The 14,824-nt window shown below is 34.8% G+C and carries 16 protein-coding genes and 1 tRNA gene; all 17 read left to right on the forward strand.

What is annotated here, in order from left to right; genetic code table 11:
• Positions 1-149: 149 nt before the first annotated feature.
• The 17 genes from SB689_RS17450 (at position 150) to SB689_RS17530 (ending at position 14,823) form a co-directional block, all read left to right on the forward strand.
• Positions 150-923, forward strand: a complete 774-nt coding sequence (locus SB689_RS17450; protein ID WP_072412396.1) for a ParA family protein — start codon at positions 150-152, stop codon at positions 921-923.
• 40 nt (positions 924-963) lie between these two features.
• Positions 964-1,854, forward strand: coding sequence for a ParB/RepB/Spo0J family partition protein (locus SB689_RS17455; RefSeq protein WP_123983389.1), 891 nt, complete (start codon positions 964-966; stop codon positions 1,852-1,854).
• Positions 1,855-2,493, forward strand: coding sequence for a DUF5683 domain-containing protein (locus tag SB689_RS17460; protein WP_410693384.1), 639 nt, complete (start codon positions 1,855-1,857; stop codon positions 2,491-2,493).
• Positions 2,494-2,629: 136 nt separating this feature from the next.
• Positions 2,630-3,331 carry a 4-hydroxy-tetrahydrodipicolinate reductase gene (dapB, locus tag SB689_RS17465; RefSeq protein ID WP_410693385.1) on the forward strand — a complete coding sequence of 234 codons (702 nt, stop codon included), beginning with the start codon at positions 2,630-2,632 and terminating at the stop codon, positions 3,329-3,331.
• A 112-nt stretch (positions 3,332-3,443) separates the two neighbouring features.
• Positions 3,444-5,102, forward strand: coding sequence for a signal peptidase I (gene lepB, locus SB689_RS17470; RefSeq protein WP_410693386.1), 1,659 nt, complete (start codon positions 3,444-3,446; stop codon positions 5,100-5,102).
• A gap of 63 nt (positions 5,103-5,165) precedes the next feature.
• Complete coding sequence (locus tag SB689_RS17475) at positions 5,166-5,783, forward strand: WbqC family protein (RefSeq protein WP_410693387.1); 618 nt, start codon at positions 5,166-5,168, stop codon at positions 5,781-5,783.
• Between the two features lie 78 nt (positions 5,784-5,861).
• Positions 5,862-7,544 (forward strand): S8 family serine peptidase, encoded by a 1,683-nt coding sequence (locus SB689_RS17480; protein ID WP_410693388.1) that lies wholly within the window; start codon positions 5,862-5,864, stop codon positions 7,542-7,544.
• A gap of 125 nt (positions 7,545-7,669) precedes the next feature.
• On the forward strand, positions 7,670-8,164 hold the full coding sequence (locus tag SB689_RS17485; RefSeq protein ID WP_410693389.1) for a lipocalin family protein: 495 nt from the start codon (positions 7,670-7,672) through the stop codon (positions 8,162-8,164).
• A 25-nt stretch (positions 8,165-8,189) separates the two neighbouring features.
• Positions 8,190-8,879, forward strand: a complete 690-nt coding sequence (locus tag SB689_RS17490; protein ID WP_410693390.1) for an OmpA family protein — start codon at positions 8,190-8,192, stop codon at positions 8,877-8,879.
• A gap of 112 nt (positions 8,880-8,991) precedes the next feature.
• Positions 8,992-9,879 carry a decaprenyl-phosphate phosphoribosyltransferase gene (locus SB689_RS17495; protein ID WP_410693391.1) on the forward strand — a complete coding sequence of 296 codons (888 nt, stop codon included), beginning with the start codon at positions 8,992-8,994 and terminating at the stop codon, positions 9,877-9,879.
• Positions 9,876-11,195 (forward strand): FAD-binding protein, encoded by a 1,320-nt coding sequence (locus SB689_RS17500; RefSeq protein ID WP_410693392.1) that lies wholly within the window; start codon positions 9,876-9,878, stop codon positions 11,193-11,195. Before SB689_RS17495 ends, SB689_RS17500 begins: the two co-directional genes overlap by 4 nt.
• The gene (locus tag SB689_RS17505; protein ID WP_410693393.1) at positions 11,196-11,921 is read left to right on the forward strand and encodes an SDR family NAD(P)-dependent oxidoreductase; all 726 of its coding nucleotides are present in this window, start codon (positions 11,196-11,198) and stop codon (positions 11,919-11,921) included.
• 5 nt (positions 11,922-11,926) lie between these two features.
• The gene (locus SB689_RS17510) at positions 11,927-12,514 is read left to right on the forward strand and encodes an HAD family hydrolase (protein WP_410693394.1); all 588 of its coding nucleotides are present in this window, start codon (positions 11,927-11,929) and stop codon (positions 12,512-12,514) included.
• Between the two features lie 24 nt (positions 12,515-12,538).
• A complete protein-coding gene (locus tag SB689_RS17515; RefSeq protein WP_410693395.1) occupies positions 12,539-13,027 on the forward strand; it encodes a hypothetical protein in 489 nt (162 codons plus the stop codon).
• A gap of 2 nt (positions 13,028-13,029) precedes the next feature.
• A complete protein-coding gene (locus tag SB689_RS17520; protein WP_410693396.1) occupies positions 13,030-14,205 on the forward strand; it encodes a cysteine desulfurase family protein in 1,176 nt (391 codons plus the stop codon).
• An 83-nt stretch (positions 14,206-14,288) separates the two neighbouring features.
• On the forward strand, positions 14,289-14,609 hold the full coding sequence (gene trxA, locus SB689_RS17525) for a thioredoxin (protein WP_410693397.1): 321 nt from the start codon (positions 14,289-14,291) through the stop codon (positions 14,607-14,609).
• Positions 14,610-14,749: 140 nt separating this feature from the next.
• Positions 14,750-14,823, forward strand: a tRNA-Asp gene (locus SB689_RS17530).
• The last annotated feature ends 1 nt before the right edge of the window (position 14,824 follow it).

Here is a 14,824-nt window from a genome sequence, read left to right on the forward strand (position 1 = left end):
CTTGACAGTTATCCACAAAAAGCTAATTTTTGTGGATAATTTTTTTTATACTTAAAAGGCTTATTAACAATATTTTAACTCAATTTTAGTTTTCGCCATTCACTAATAGCAAAGAAAAAAGTGTATTTTTGAAGCTTAAAGTTCTAATAATGGCAAAAATCATAGGTATCGCTAATCAAAAAGGAGGAGTTGGAAAAACTACAACAGCTGTAAATTTAGCCGCAGCATTAGGGGTATTAGAAAAGAAAATATTAATCATTGATGCTGATCCTCAGGCTAATGCAACATCCGGTTTAGGAGTGGAGGACGTTCAGTATTCTACATATAACTTGCTGGAGCACAGTGTTGATACAAGAACTTGTATCAAGAGAACAGCTACACCAAACCTGGATATCGTTCCTTCTCACATCGACTTGGTTGCTGCGGAGATCGAATTGGTAGACAAAGTAAATCGTGAGTACATGCTTAAAAAAGCATTGCAAACTGTAAGAGATGACTACGATTATATTATCATTGATTGCGCACCGAGTTTAGGTTTGATCACTGTGAATGCACTTACGGCAGCAGATTCTGTAATTATCCCGATTCAATGCGAGTATTTTGCTTTGGAAGGATTAGGAAAATTATTGAATACAATTAAAAATGTTCAGAAAATCCACAATAAAGATTTAGATATAGAAGGTTTGCTTTTAACAATGTATGACAGCAGATTGAGATTGTCTAATCAGGTTGTAGAAGAGGTAAATCTGCATTTCCCTGAAATGGTTTTTGAAACAATTATCAGCAGAAACGTAAGATTGAGTGAAGCACCAAGTTTCGGTGAAAGCATCTTAAATTATGATGCCGAAAGTAAAGGAGCAATCCAATACATTCAGTTGGCAGAAGAGGTTTTATTGAAGAACGAGAATTTAGTTAAGAATTAAAAAAGGCTTAAAGCCAAAAGCTTAAAGCTTAAAGCATAATATGAAGGACAAAAAAAGAGCTATGGGACGTGGTTTGGGAGCAATTTTAAGTGCAGAATCCAAGGCTACGGTCAATTCTGCTACTGATGAGGGAGCAGATAAGTTTGTGGGAAGTATCGTAGAAGTATCGATTGAAGATATTTATCCGAACCCGACTCAGCCAAGAACTTATTTTGATGAAAAGGCATTAAACGAACTCGCGCAGTCTATTAAAAACTTAGGCGTAATTCAACCAATTACGTTAAGAAAAGATGGCGAAAAGTTCGAAATTATATCTGGGGAGAGACGTTTCAGAGCAAGTAAGCTTGCGGGATTAACTTCTATTCCGTCATATATTCGTTTAGTAAACGATCAGGAGCTTCTTGAAATGGCTCTTGTTGAAAATATCCAGAGAGAAGATCTTGATGCGATTGAAATTGCATTAACGTATCAGAGATTGATGGACGAAATCGGTCTTACTCAGGAAAATTTAAGCCAAAGAGTAGGTAAGGACAGAAGTACTATTACCAACTCTATCAGATTGTTAAGATTAAATCCGGATATTCAGAATGCCATCAGAAGTGGTGAGATTTCTGCAGGTCACGGTAGAGCGATCATCAGTCTTGAAAATGAAGAAGATCAGCAGACTTTATTTAATTTAATTATTAAAGAAAAACTGAATGTTCGTCAGACTGAACAGGCTGCTGCTGCATTGAAAAATCCAAAATCACCGGCTGCCAAAAAAGCAACAATTGAACTTTCAAATAATTATAAGAGAGTACAAAAAACAATTGCTGATATTTTAGAAGTAAAAGTGGAGATCAAAGCCTCCGGAAATGGTAAAAAAGGTAAAATTGTTCTAGATTTCAAAAATGAAGACGAGCTGGAATATATTTTATCTCATATTAAATAAATGAAGAAATTATTTTTCACTTTTTTCTTGTGTCTGTTTGCTATTGCTTATTCACAAGTAAATCCTAACGATACAATTCGGGTAGAATACCATCCGAAAGACAGTATCTCTGCCGCAAAACCAGCAAAATCTGAAGCTAAAATAGTTGCAGATCTTGAAGGTGCGAACGGGCCAACCAAAAAAACATTAAAACTAAATCCTACAAGAGCGGGATTGTATTCTGCTGTTTTACCTGGATTAGGTCAGTTTTACAATAAAAAATACTGGAAAGTTCCTATCGTTTGGGGAGCTGTTGGTGCGGGTGTAGGAATTGCAATGTGGAATGACAAGCAATACAAAAAGTACCGAGAATACTACATTGCCAAACTGAACGGAACTCCAAATGAGTTTGTAGAGAGTCACCCGTGGCTCGACAAAGTTGCATTTGGAAATGCACAGGACAGATCAAAAAGACAAAGAGATTACGCCATCGCAATTACAGGATTAATTTATATTCTGAATATCGTAGATGCCGTGGTAGACGCACATCTTTACGAAAGCCGTCACGACCCGGATTTGACTTTTACTCCTGCGGTTATTCAGGATCAGTATGGTATCAATCCTCCAAAAACAGGGTTGAGTTTAAGTTATAGATTTTAATAATTAATATATAAACTGTTTTTAATTAAGCTCTTTGCTGAGTGAAACGCCTTTGCGAACTTAAAATATGCATAAAGATTTTAAAGTTAAAGCTTTGCTATCTTTGCGTTAAAAAAGAACAGATAAATAATAAAATATGAAAATAGCATTAGTTGGATACGGCAAAATGGGCAAAATCATTGATGAAATTGCTACAAAAAGAGGTCATGAAGTTGTTGCCAGATTAAAAGAAACTCCAACTGCTGAAAACCTTAATAATCCAGATGTTGTTATTGAATTTTCTTTGCCGGAAGTAGCTTATAACAATATTAAAGCTTGCCTTGAAAACCAAATTCCTGTGATCAGCGGAACAACAGGTTGGTTGGAGAAAAAAGAAGAAATTGAAAAAATTGCTGTTGAAAATAATACAGCATTTTTATATGGCTCAAATTTTAGTTTAGGAGTGAATTTATTCTTTGCTTTAAACGAAAAATTGGCTGATTTAATGAAAAATGTTGATGAATATTCTTGTCAGTTAGAAGAAATTCATCACGTTCACAAGCTTGATGCTCCAAGTGGAACTGCGATTTCTATTGCTGAAGGTATTTTTAAACATAATCCGAAATTCAACGCATGGAAACTGGAAGAAACCCAAGGAGATCAATTAGGTATTTTTGCTGTGCGTGAAGATGAGGTTCCGGGAACTCACAGCGTTTATTACAGAAGTGAGGTTGATGAAATTGAGATCAAACACACAGCATTCAACAGAAGCGGTTTCGCATTAGGCGCTGTTGTTGCTGCAGAATGGATCAAAAATAAAAAAGGAAATTTTACAATGAAAGATGTTTTAGGTCTTTAATTTTGTAACAAATTCCCTACATTGTAAACTAATTAGAGAATGATCAGCAGGGCTTTTATTACCTATTGCTCATTATCAATTACTCAAATTATAGATTAGGCAAGAAAAATTTATGAATTATTTTTTAACTTATACAGTATACGTCCTCATTTTATCTGTATTAATGGGACTTTCAACTTGGAAACTGTTCAAGAAATTAGGGTATAGTCCGCTTTTTGCGTTTGTTCCTTTTTATAACTATTTCATTATTTTAAAAGAAACAAAACATCCGAAATGGTGGGCTCTTTTGTCATATTTACCGATCGTTGGCCCGATCATGATGTCTGTTTTTCATATTTATTTAATGAAAAAATTTGGAAAAAGCCTTTTCCAGAATCAGTTGCTTACGGTGATCCTTCCATTTATTTATATGGCAAGTGTGAACTATTCCAAAGATGTAGAGTTAGAAGATGAAAACGAATTATTCTTAACTGACGAAGAGAAAAATGCAAAGAAAAAAGACTCTTTCATAGGTTCTATTACTTTCGCAGTGGTTTTTGCAACCATTATTCACTCTTTTGTAACGCAGCCTTTCGGGATTCCTACAGGATCTATGGAAAGAACGTTATTAGTAGGTGATTTCCTTTTCGTGAATAAATGGAGCTACGGTTACAGACTTCCAATGCGTCCTTTGGCAATACCTTTCTTGCAGGGAACTATTTTTGATTCGGGTGAAAAAGGAAATCCTAAAGATGATCCAAAATCTTATGTTGATGGAGTGAAGCTTCCTTATGAGAGAATACTTCAATTCAATAAACCTCAGAGAAATGATGTAGTTGTTTTCAACTATCCTCAGGATTCTGTACATACAGCGATCGACAGAAAAGATCCTTATGTAAAAAGATGTGTGGCTGCTGCTGGTGATGTTTTTGAAATGAGAGGTGGAAGACTTTTCGTTAATAATAAACCGGAAGTTGTTCTTGGAGATCAGGAAGTTCAACACGGATACACGGTAAACACAGGAAGTCAATTAGATATTCCAAGTCTTTACAATACCTATGGATTTTTGCCTGTAAGAGAAATGCAGACGGATAAAGGATTTATGTATGCTTTTCAGGGATTAACTGATAAAACGGCTGCAGAGATCAAAGCTCTTCCGAATGTGATCGACATGACGGAGAATATGTATCCGAAAGATTCTGCAACAATTTCATATAAATTAAATGCTGATAAAACGGCATACACAAAAAGTATCGACACTACACAATCTATTTTCCCTGTCAACAAACCTTGGAACCAAGATTGGTACGGTCCGGTTAGAATTCCTAAGAAAGGTGATGTTGTAGCAATCAACAAAGAAACTTTACCGATGTATCAGTGGATCATTTCTGAATACGAGCACAATAATTTAGAAAAGAAAAACGATAAAATTTTCATCAACGGAAAAGAAGCGAATCAATATACGATCAAGCAGGATTATTTTATGATGGTGGGAGACAACAGAGATGCTTCTTTGGATGCAAGATTCTTTGGTTTCGTTCCTGAGGAAAATATAGTTGGGAAGCCGATGTTTACATGGATGAGCGTTCAGGGAGTTTTTGCTGATGCAAGTTCTACGTATCAGGCTCCAAAAAAAGTTCGTTGGGACAGAATGTTTAAAGCGACAAACACTGGTGAAGCCAACAAAACTTCATATTGGTGGATCGCTGCGATGATTCTTATCTTATTCTTTGGATGGGAATACTTCATGAAATTATTCGGGAAAAAGAAAAAAACAGAAGAAGATTTATAGTTAAAATAAATTTAAAAATAAAATGAAGTATTTGAAAGAATACTTCATTTTTGCATTATGATTATGAAGAATGTATTATTACCGGTATTTTATTTACCGCCAATTTCTTGGTTTTCAGTTTTTTTGAATGCTGAAAATGATGTTTTATTTGAACAATTTGAAAGTTTTCCAAAACAGACGTACAGAAGCAGAACCAATATTTTTGGAGCAAACGGAAAGCTTACATTAATAATCCCAATCAGTCACACCGGGAATAGAGAGTTTAAGGATACAGAAATTTCTTATAGAGAAGATTGGAGAAGTCTTCACTGGAAATCAATCAAAACAGCTTATCAGGGCTCTCCTTATTTTGAATTTTACGAAGATAAATTGAAAAAGATTTATGAATTAGAGGAAAAATATTTAATGAATTTTAATTTAAAAGCCATCGAAATTCTTCAAAGTATTTTAAAAACAGAAAAGGCACACTCTTTGAATGTAGAATATATCAAAAATCCTGAACAGATCAATTTCAGAGAAAAATTCTCTGCGAAATCAGCTTCTGAATTCGAAATGGAAGAATATTACCAAACGTTTTCAGATAAATTTGGGTTTTTAAAAGACTTAACAATTTTGGATCTTATTTGTAACAAAGGACCAGAATCTTTGACTTATCTTAAAAATATTAAACAATCATATTAACATGAAATTGCTTTGTTTTTATAATTATTCTATAAAAGCAGGTTCATATAATATTTGATAATAAACAAACAACTACATATGAAAAAGGTATTATTAGCTGCTGTTTTTTTAGCAGGTTTTAGTTTCACTTTTGCTCAGGAAGCACAAGCGGTTAAAGCCAACCAGAATGAGGATAAAGACCTTATGACTTGGTATCACAAAGACTTTGCTACGTCAAAAGTATATGGTGTAAATACGGAAAATGCATATAAATATTTAGAATCTAAAGGTCTTAAACCTACAACGGTTGTTGTCGGAGTTTTAGACAGCGGTGTTCAGGTTGATCACCCAGGTTTAGTTAAAAATGTTTGGTCAAATCCTAATGAAGTTCCAAATAACGGAAAAGATGATGATGGAAACGGATATATCGACGATGTTCACGGATGGAATTTCATCGGTGGGAAAAACGGAGATATCGATGTTGATAATATGGAGGTAACAAGAGTTGTTGCTAAATATAAGCCCCTTTTCGAAGGAGATGATTCAGCTAAAAATAAAGCTAATCAGACAAAAATGCCTGAAGACTTCGCAATGTATATGAAGGCTAAAGAAATTTTCACCAAAAACAGTGTTGAAGGTAGACAAGCTATGCAAACGTACACGATGATCACTGATCTTATTCCTAATATGGTTAGATTATTAGGTGGAAAATCTGTAACAGCAGAAAATATTGCGGCTATCAAAGCTCCGGCGGATCAAAAAGATGCGATTGCTCTTAATGTTTTAGGTCAGGTTTCTCAAAGCCCTGAATTTAAAGGAAAATCTGCAGCCGATTTCGAAATAGGAATGAAAGAGCAGATGAAAGAAGCTCTTGAACATTATACTCCTCAAGCTCAGCAGTATGATTTAAGTTATGACCCAAGAAAATCAATCGTAGGCGATAACTATGATGATTATTCTGAAAAAAATTACGGGAACAATCATTACGAAGGTCCTGATGCTACCCACGGAACTCACGTTGCTGGTATCATCGCAGGATTACCTCAAGGAAAAGAAATTCAGTATGGTGTAGCTTCTAAAGTTGCTAAGATCATGTCTGTAAGAACAGTTCCAAACGGGGATGAAAGAGATAAAGACGTTGCAAACGCAATCAGATATGCGGTAGACAATGGAGCTAAAGTTTTAAATATGAGCTTTGGTAAACCGGTTTCTCCGGGTAAAAATGTTGTGTGGGATGCATTCAAATACGCTGAAAGTAAAGGAGTTTTATTAGTGAAAGCCGCAGGTAATGAAAATGAAGATGTTACCGAACATGTAGCTTATCCTACAAACTATAAAAACGTTACAGACGAAAAACCGCTTGTAAATAACGTAATTGTTGTAGGGGCAAGTACAAATAATAATGATGCTTTAAGAGCTGATTTCTCAAACTTCAATAAAAATAAAGTAAATGTTTTTGCTCCAGGTGAACAGATTTATTCTACCGTAACAAAAAGCGGATACAAATATCTTCAGGGAACTTCAATGGCATCTCCTGTTGTAGCCGGTGCGGCAGCTGTTTTATTGGCATACATGCCGGGATTAAAGCCAGATCAGATAATTGAAGCTTTAGTAAAATCTAGCAATCCAAGTACAACAAATGGTTTCAGTGATTTCTCTCAAGCCGGAGGAGTTATTGATGTAAAAAGAGCCGCTGAATACGCTTATACGAATTTCTACAACGTAAAATCTTCTGATGTAAAAAAGGCTACGAAATCCGTAAAAAAGACTGTTAAAAAATAACTTATCTACCTGTATTTAAGGTTCCAAGATAGAAAGTCCGAATTTTTCGGACTTTTTTTATTTTTATTATGCAATTTTGGCACGGTTTTTTATAACTTTATAGTAACAAAATAATAAACAACAAAATGAAAAAGTTACTACTTGCAGGGATGTTAGGAACATCACTTTTTGCAGTGTCTTGTTCCACAGTAAAGAAAGCTGAAACATCACAGAATCAGAGATCAGAATTTCTTAAGTTAAAAGGGGATTGGCAGATTGTAAGCATAAATTACGATAAAGGACTAAAAATTAAACCTTTTGACGAAGGGATTGATGCTCAGTGTTTTGTAGGAAGTCATTGGAGATTCATTCCAAATAACTACACAGGTGCTATTACCGTGAACGGTGGCGGAAACTGTGGTTCTGGATTTACTCAGCCTATAAAATTTGAAGTGAAAGACGGAAATACTTTTATGTTCAAAAAAATTGCTGATGGAACTAAAGCTAAGCAAAATTTAGCAGGATATACTTTAGATGTGATCAATCAGACTACAGATCAGTTTTCTTTAGAACAAAATGTTCCGTTTGACGGAAGTACAGTAAAAGTTGTTTACAACTTCGAGAGAGCTGGAATGAAATAATTATAAACATAAAAGATTAAAAAAGATGAAATTTAATAAATCATATATCGGAGGCCTATTCTTATCATCAGCATTGTTGTTGACAAGTTGTGAGGCAGTACAGAATTCTAATCACCAGCAGAGAGGTACAGCAGTAGGTGCTGCTTCGGGAGCTGTTTTAGGTGGTATCTTAGGTAACAATGTTGGTAAAGGCGGAAATGGAGCTTTAGGAGCTGTATTAGGAGGTATTATTGGTGGTGTTGCAGGTAACGTTATCGGTAATAAAATGGATAAGCAGGCTAAAGACATCAAAGAAACTTTACCGGGAGCTGAAGTAGAAAGAGTAGGGGATGGTATTAAAATTACAATGAACGAAAGTATTGTAACTTTTGCATTCGACTCTTCAAACCTTACATCTGTAGCTCAAACTAATTTAGATAAATTAGCTAAAGTTCTTGTAGATAACCCTGATACAAATATTAATGTATACGGACATACAGACAGCAAAGGAGCAGACGATTACAACATGAAGCTTTCACAAAGAAGAGCTGATGCTGTAAAAGCTTATTTGGCAGGAAAAGGCATTGCTTCAAGCAGAATGTTTGCTAAAGGAGAAGGAGAAAGCATGCCGGTTGCAACAAACGATACAGATGAAGGAAGAGCTAAAAACAGAAGAGTAGAGTTTGCTATTACAGCAAATGAAAAAATGATTAATGATGCTAAACAAGGGCAGTAATTAATTTAACATATAAATATTTTCTTAAAGACCGCTTCGGCGGTTTTTTTTGTATTTTTATGCAATTATTTTTTATTTTGAAATTGTTATTTTTGCAACTGAAATACCATAGATGAAGAAATATTTAAAACTACTTCGCGTAGAGCAATGGGTGAAAAACCTTTTTGTATTTGTACCCTTATTTTTTTCAGGTAATATCAAAAATGTAGAATTACTTACAAAAAGTATTTTCGCTTTTGTTATTTTTTCGCTGGCGGCGAGTGTTGTTTATATTCTTAATGATTATAACGACATTGAAGCAGATAGCAAACACCCTGAAAAACGCAGAAGACCCTTGGCCAGTGGAGCCATATCAAAATCAAGAGCAATAGGAATTCTTATTGGCTTAATGATCGTTGATATTGCGCTCGTATTCTTGGCACAAACTTATTTTCATGAAAATCTTTGGAAGTTTGCGACGATTATCGGGATGTATTTTGTCATGAATCTCGCTTATACATTCAAATTAAAACATGTTCCGATCATTGATATTTTCATTATTGCGACAGGATTTGTTTTAAGAGTTTTGGCAGGCGGTTATATTACTGGAATTAATATTTCCCAATGGGCGATTTTATTAACTTTTGTTTTGGCATTGGTTTTAGCAATCGGTAAAAGACGTGGAGAGCTTATCAATGCTCAGGTTTCTGGTAAAACAAGAAAAGCATTAGATGGTTATAATGTACAGTTTGCAGATATTGCACTTTCGATTTCTGTAACATTGGCGATCGTTTGCTATTTGATGTTTACGTTATCGCGAGAAGTTCAGGCAAGATTTCATGAAAGAGTTTTTTATACCGTAATTTTTGTTGTTTTTGCTTTTTTAAGATATTTACAGCAGACATTGGTGTATAACAGGACAGAATCTCCTACAAAAATTGTCTATAGAGACAGATACATACAGGTTACCTTACTATTATGGGTGGCTGCATTTTTAATTCAAATTTACTTTAAAAAATGAAGCCGAATTTTATACAAAAAGTCACCAACTGGGGCAATTTTCCCATAGTGGAAAAAGAAATGAAGTCTGAAGACAGCTTCAAAAAAATAAAAGATTTTGTCATTAATCATAATGAAGTTATTGCAAGAGGAAACGGAAGATGTTACGGAGATGCTTCATTGGGCGAACATATATTTTCTACTAAAAAATTAAATAAATTCATAAGTTTTGACCGTTTGAACGGAATTTTAGAATGCGAATCGGGAGTTTTACTTTCCGAGGTTCTTGAAATTTCTGTTCCGCAAGGTTATTTTTTATATGTAACTCCGGGAACGAAGTTTGTTTCTGTTGGAGGAGCGATCGCATCTGATGTTCATGGTAAAAATCACCACGCAGAAGGCTGTTTTTCTGAATATGTGATCGAGTTTAAATTAATGACCGAAAACGGCGACATCATCACTTGTTCAAGAGAAGAAAATATCGAAAAATTCTGGGCTACAATTGGCGGAATGGGTCTTACAGGAATCATTCTTACCGCAAAATTTAAGCTTAAAAATATAGAATCTGCTTACATCCGTCAGGAAAGTATTAAAGCAGAAAATCTTGATGAAATTTTTACATTATTTGAAGAAAGTGAAAGCTGGACGTACACCGTTGCGTGGATCGACTGTCTACAAAAAGGAAAAGATATCGGAAGAAGTATTTTGATGAGAGGTGAACATGCTTTTCAGCATGAGCTTCCTCAGAATTTAACCAAAAATCCTTTAAGGTTAAAGAAAAAACTACAGCCAACAGTTCCTTTTTACTTTCCGAATTTTGTTTTGAATTCACTTACGGTGAAAATTTTCAATCTGTTATATTATAAAAAACAGTCTAAAAAAGAAGTGAAAAGTTTCATCGATTACGAAACATTTTTCTATCCTTTAGATGCTGTTAATGAATGGAATAAAATTTACGGGAAATCAGGTTTCATCCAATATCAGATGGTAATTCCAAAAGAAACAGGTAAAGAAGGAATGAAAAAAATCCTTGAAACCATCGCAAATAGCGGAAATGGTTCTTTCTTGGCAGTTTTAAAACTTTTCGGAAAGAATAATCCTGATGCATACAACTCATTTCCGTTTGAAGGTTATACGCTGGCGCTGGATTTTAAAGTTAATTCAAAGCTGAAAAAATTGGTTGAGCAGTTAGACGGTATCGTTCAGGAGTTCGGAGGAAGAATTTATCTTACCAAAGACAGCATGAGCAGATCATCGCTTACCAATTATCTTAAAAATGTTCAAAGTTCCAAATTTGTGTCTTTACAGCACAAAAGAATCATAAATAATAATTCATAAATGATAGTTCTGGGAAGTACGTCTGAGGTAGCTCAGGCTTTTGTTGAAAAAGCTTTGCAAGAGGGCGAAAAGTTTGAAAAAATCTATCTTTTCACGTCTAGTAAAGAAACTACGGAAAGGTTTGCAAGACATATCGACGTGATGTTTCTACAGCAGTCTGAGGTTATAGAACTGGATCTGATGAAGGAAATTGATTATAATCAGTTTGATTATGTCAATTCAAATGTATTATTTTGTGCGACAGGATATTTGGGAGACGGAACGGAAGAAGGTCTGTACGACAATAAAAATACAGAGAGAATTATTGATATTAATTACTCAAAATTAGTTCCTGTAATGAATTATTTTGCCCAAAAATTTGAAAGCAGAAGATCAGGAACCATTATCGGATTATCATCTGTAGCAGGAGATCGAGGAAGACAGAGTAATTTTATTTATGGAAGCGCAAAAGCAGCTTTTACGGCTTATTTAAGCGGATTAAGAAATTATTTGTTTGAGAAAAAAGTTCATGTCATGACAGTAAAACCAGGTTTTATGGCAACAAAAATGACAGAAGGCTTACCTTTAAATCCAAAATTAACGGCAACTCCAAAACAGGCAGCGGCTTGTATTTATAAAGCATTCAAAAAAGAGAAAAATGTTGTATACGTTTTACCGATTTGGGGCGTTATTATGATGATCATCAGAAATATTCCTGAATTTATATTTAAAAAATTAAAGCTTTAATTAAAATGAAAAAATTGTATTGTTTTGATTTTGACGGAACCCTTACCTATAAAGATACCATGTTTATGTATCTTAAATTTTATGATTCTGCCAAGTTTCGGGTACAATTTATAAGACACATTCCACTTTTCATTTTATTAAAATTAAAATTGGCTGAAACTGAAAAAGTAAAGAAAAGTTTCATCGGATCTATCCTGAAAGGCCAGACTCAGGAGAAAATAGAGAAAAAAGCCAAGCAATTCTTTGAAGAGAACTATCCAAAGATCGTTCGCGAAAATGCGCTCGATTTTATTCAAAATATCGATAGAGATAATACACAAAGTTTATTGGTGACTGCCTCACTCGACATCTGGACAAAACCATTTGCCGAGGCATTACAAATGCAGCTTGTTTCCACGCGTGCAGAGTTTAAAAACGGAGTTTTCACAGGAAATTTTATTGGTAAAAACTGCAACGGAAACGAAAAATTAATGAGAATAAAAGAAGAAATAAGTAATTCTAAATACGATAAAATCATCGCTTTCGGAGATACTTCGGGAGATAAGCAAATGCTTAAATGGGCGAATGAAGGACATTACCAATTTTTTCACTAATTTTGGGTGAGTAAAAAAGTAAAAATGAATAAACTACTTATTGGGCTTTTAGCACTTTCTATGAGCTGTACAACTGCAGTTTCTCAGACTGATCAATCATCCAAAAAATCAGAACAAATGCAGAAAAAAGCAGAAATTCTTGTCTCAGAATCTCAGGGCGGAGCAGATCAGCCCGGATTTTCAATTATTAAAAATGAACAGGAGCTTCAAAAAGCGGTGAAAGGTGGTAACTCAAATCTTATCGTAGAAGCCGGAACTGAGCCTGCAATTAATTATCCAAAATTCCCAAAAGACAAAAAAGTAGTTTTATATAACTTAGGAATGTTCAGGTCAGGAGATCACAGAATTTCAGAAATTAAAAGTGTTTCTGTGAAAAATAATATTCTGTATGTAGAAGTTCCGTTTGTAGAATCAGGCGGTATGGAAATACAGGTGATTTCAAATCCTTGGGTATTATTTACCGTTCCTTCAGACTATCAATTCAATTCTGTAGAATTAAAATATTCAAAATAAAAATGAATAAAGTATATTTAGATAACGCTGCAACAACGCCTCTTTCGGAAGAAGTTATTGATGCAATGGTTGGCACCATGAAGATGAATTTCGGAAATCCGTCTTCAACTCACAGCTTCGGTCAGGAAGCAAAAATTCTTCTTGAAAATGTAAGAAGGCAGATCGCAGATTATCTTCACGTAACTCCGGCTGAGATCATTTTTACCTCTTGTGGAACAGAATCTAATAATATGATCATCAAATCCAGCGTAGAAAACCTTGGAGTAGAAAGGATCATCAGCTCTCCATTGGAGCACAAATGTGTTTCTGAGAGTATCTTGGATATGAAAAACAGAAAAGGAGTAGAGGTAGCTTACATTCGTCCTAACGAAAAAGGAGATCTTGATCTTAATAAACTAGAGGAATTATTAAAAGCTTCTGATAAGAAAACGTTGGTGAGCTTAATGCACGTCAACAATGAGATAGGAAATATTTACGATATTAAAAAAATAGCAGAATTGTGCAAAGCAAATAATGCACTTTTCCATTCAGATACAGTTCAGACAATGGCTCATATGCCATTGGATTTTTCTGATATTGCTGTAGATTTTGCTTCTTGCAGTGCCCATAAATTCCACGGTCCTAAAGGTGCCGGTTTTGCTTTCATCAGAAAAGCATCAGGATTAAAAGGTATTATCACAGGCGGACCTCAGGAAAGAAGCCTGAGAGCGGGAACTGAAAACGTTGCCGGAATTGTTGGTTTAGGCAAAGCATTAGAGATTTCTATTAAAAATATGGAAGCTTATGCAACTCATATGCAGGAAATTAAAGACTACGCAATTGAAAGATTGTCTGCTGAGGTTTCAGGCATTAAATTCAACGGAAGAAGCGCTGAAAAGGAAAATAGCCTTTACACGGTTTTAAGTGCTTTATTGCCCTATAAAAACCCTTTGATCGGACTTCAGTTGGATATGAAAGGAATTGCAATTTCTCAGGGAAGCGCGTGCTCTTCTGGAGCATCAAAACCTTCAATGGTAATGATGATGGTTTTATCTGAAGATGAGATGGATGGTTGTACGCCGTTACGTATTTCGTTTAGCCACATGACTACTAAAGCCGAAATTGATGCTTTGGTAAGTGCTTTGAAAGAGATTTCAAGCGATTACGCTATAGAAAAAACAAATGTTGAGCATAGATAGTCTTATTACTGAAAAGTAGTAATTTTGAATATCGAAATCAACGATTAAAAAGAATATAATATTAATTAAAAATAAAAAATAAAATGGCTTTAGAAATTACAGATAGCTCATTCGCAGAGATACTTTCAAAATCAAAAGAACAACCGGTATTGGTTGATTTTTGGGCAGTATGGTGTGGACCATGTAGAACATTGGGACCAATCATCGAAGAAGTAGCAACAGATTTTGATGGAAAAGCAATAGTAGGAAAGGTAGATGTAGACAACAATCAGGAAATTTCTATGCAATATGGTATCAGAAATATCCCTACAGTTCTAATTTTTAGAAACGGTGAGGTTGTTGATAAAATCGTTGGAGTAGCTCCAAAAGAGACGATCGCTGAGAAATTAAGTGCACACTTATAAAAAAATAAGTTTGATAATGAATGCCTTCCGTTTTTGGAAGGCTTTTTTTTACTAAATAATTTGTAGCTAAGGGAAAAAGTTGTAGCTTTGCAATCACAAAAAAGAAACATAGTTCTTTAAATTTACAACAACGAAAATTTGATCCGGTAGTTCAGCTGGTTAGAATGCCGCCCTGTCACGGCGGAGGTCGCGGGTTCGAGTCCCGTCCGGATCGC

Source organism: Chryseobacterium sp. SIMBA_038 (assembly GCF_046535115.1).
Taxonomy (GTDB): domain Bacteria; phylum Bacteroidota; class Bacteroidia; order Flavobacteriales; family Weeksellaceae; genus Chryseobacterium.

What these genes read in the sequence shown, in the direction of transcription:
- SB689_RS17450 (WP_072412396.1), top strand. Translation starts at nt 150, where the DNA reads ATGGCAAAAATCATAGGTATCGCTAATCAAAAAGGAGGAGTTGGAAAA.
- SB689_RS17455 (WP_123983389.1), top strand. Translation starts at nt 964, where the DNA reads ATGAAGGACAAAAAAAGAGCTATGGGACGTGGTTTGGGAGCAATTTTA.
- SB689_RS17460 (WP_410693384.1), top strand. Translation starts at nt 1,855, where the DNA reads ATGAAGAAATTATTTTTCACTTTTTTCTTGTGTCTGTTTGCTATTGCT.
- dapB (WP_410693385.1), top strand. Translation starts at nt 2,630, where the DNA reads ATGAAAATAGCATTAGTTGGATACGGCAAAATGGGCAAAATCATTGAT.
- lepB (WP_410693386.1), top strand. Translation starts at nt 3,444, where the DNA reads ATGAATTATTTTTTAACTTATACAGTATACGTCCTCATTTTATCTGTA.
- SB689_RS17475 (WP_410693387.1), top strand. Translation starts at nt 5,166, where the DNA reads ATGAAGAATGTATTATTACCGGTATTTTATTTACCGCCAATTTCTTGG.
- SB689_RS17480 (WP_410693388.1), top strand. Translation starts at nt 5,862, where the DNA reads ATGAAAAAGGTATTATTAGCTGCTGTTTTTTTAGCAGGTTTTAGTTTC.
- SB689_RS17485 (WP_410693389.1), top strand. Translation starts at nt 7,670, where the DNA reads ATGAAAAAGTTACTACTTGCAGGGATGTTAGGAACATCACTTTTTGCA.
- SB689_RS17490 (WP_410693390.1), top strand. Translation starts at nt 8,190, where the DNA reads ATGAAATTTAATAAATCATATATCGGAGGCCTATTCTTATCATCAGCA.
- SB689_RS17495 (WP_410693391.1), top strand. Translation starts at nt 8,992, where the DNA reads ATGAAGAAATATTTAAAACTACTTCGCGTAGAGCAATGGGTGAAAAAC.
- SB689_RS17500 (WP_410693392.1), top strand. Translation starts at nt 9,876, where the DNA reads ATGAAGCCGAATTTTATACAAAAAGTCACCAACTGGGGCAATTTTCCC.
- SB689_RS17505 (WP_410693393.1), top strand. Translation starts at nt 11,196, where the DNA reads ATGATAGTTCTGGGAAGTACGTCTGAGGTAGCTCAGGCTTTTGTTGAA.
- SB689_RS17510 (WP_410693394.1), top strand. Translation starts at nt 11,927, where the DNA reads ATGAAAAAATTGTATTGTTTTGATTTTGACGGAACCCTTACCTATAAA.
- SB689_RS17515 (WP_410693395.1), top strand. Translation starts at nt 12,539, where the DNA reads ATGAATAAACTACTTATTGGGCTTTTAGCACTTTCTATGAGCTGTACA.
- SB689_RS17520 (WP_410693396.1), top strand. Translation starts at nt 13,030, where the DNA reads ATGAATAAAGTATATTTAGATAACGCTGCAACAACGCCTCTTTCGGAA.
- trxA (WP_410693397.1), top strand. Translation starts at nt 14,289, where the DNA reads ATGGCTTTAGAAATTACAGATAGCTCATTCGCAGAGATACTTTCAAAA.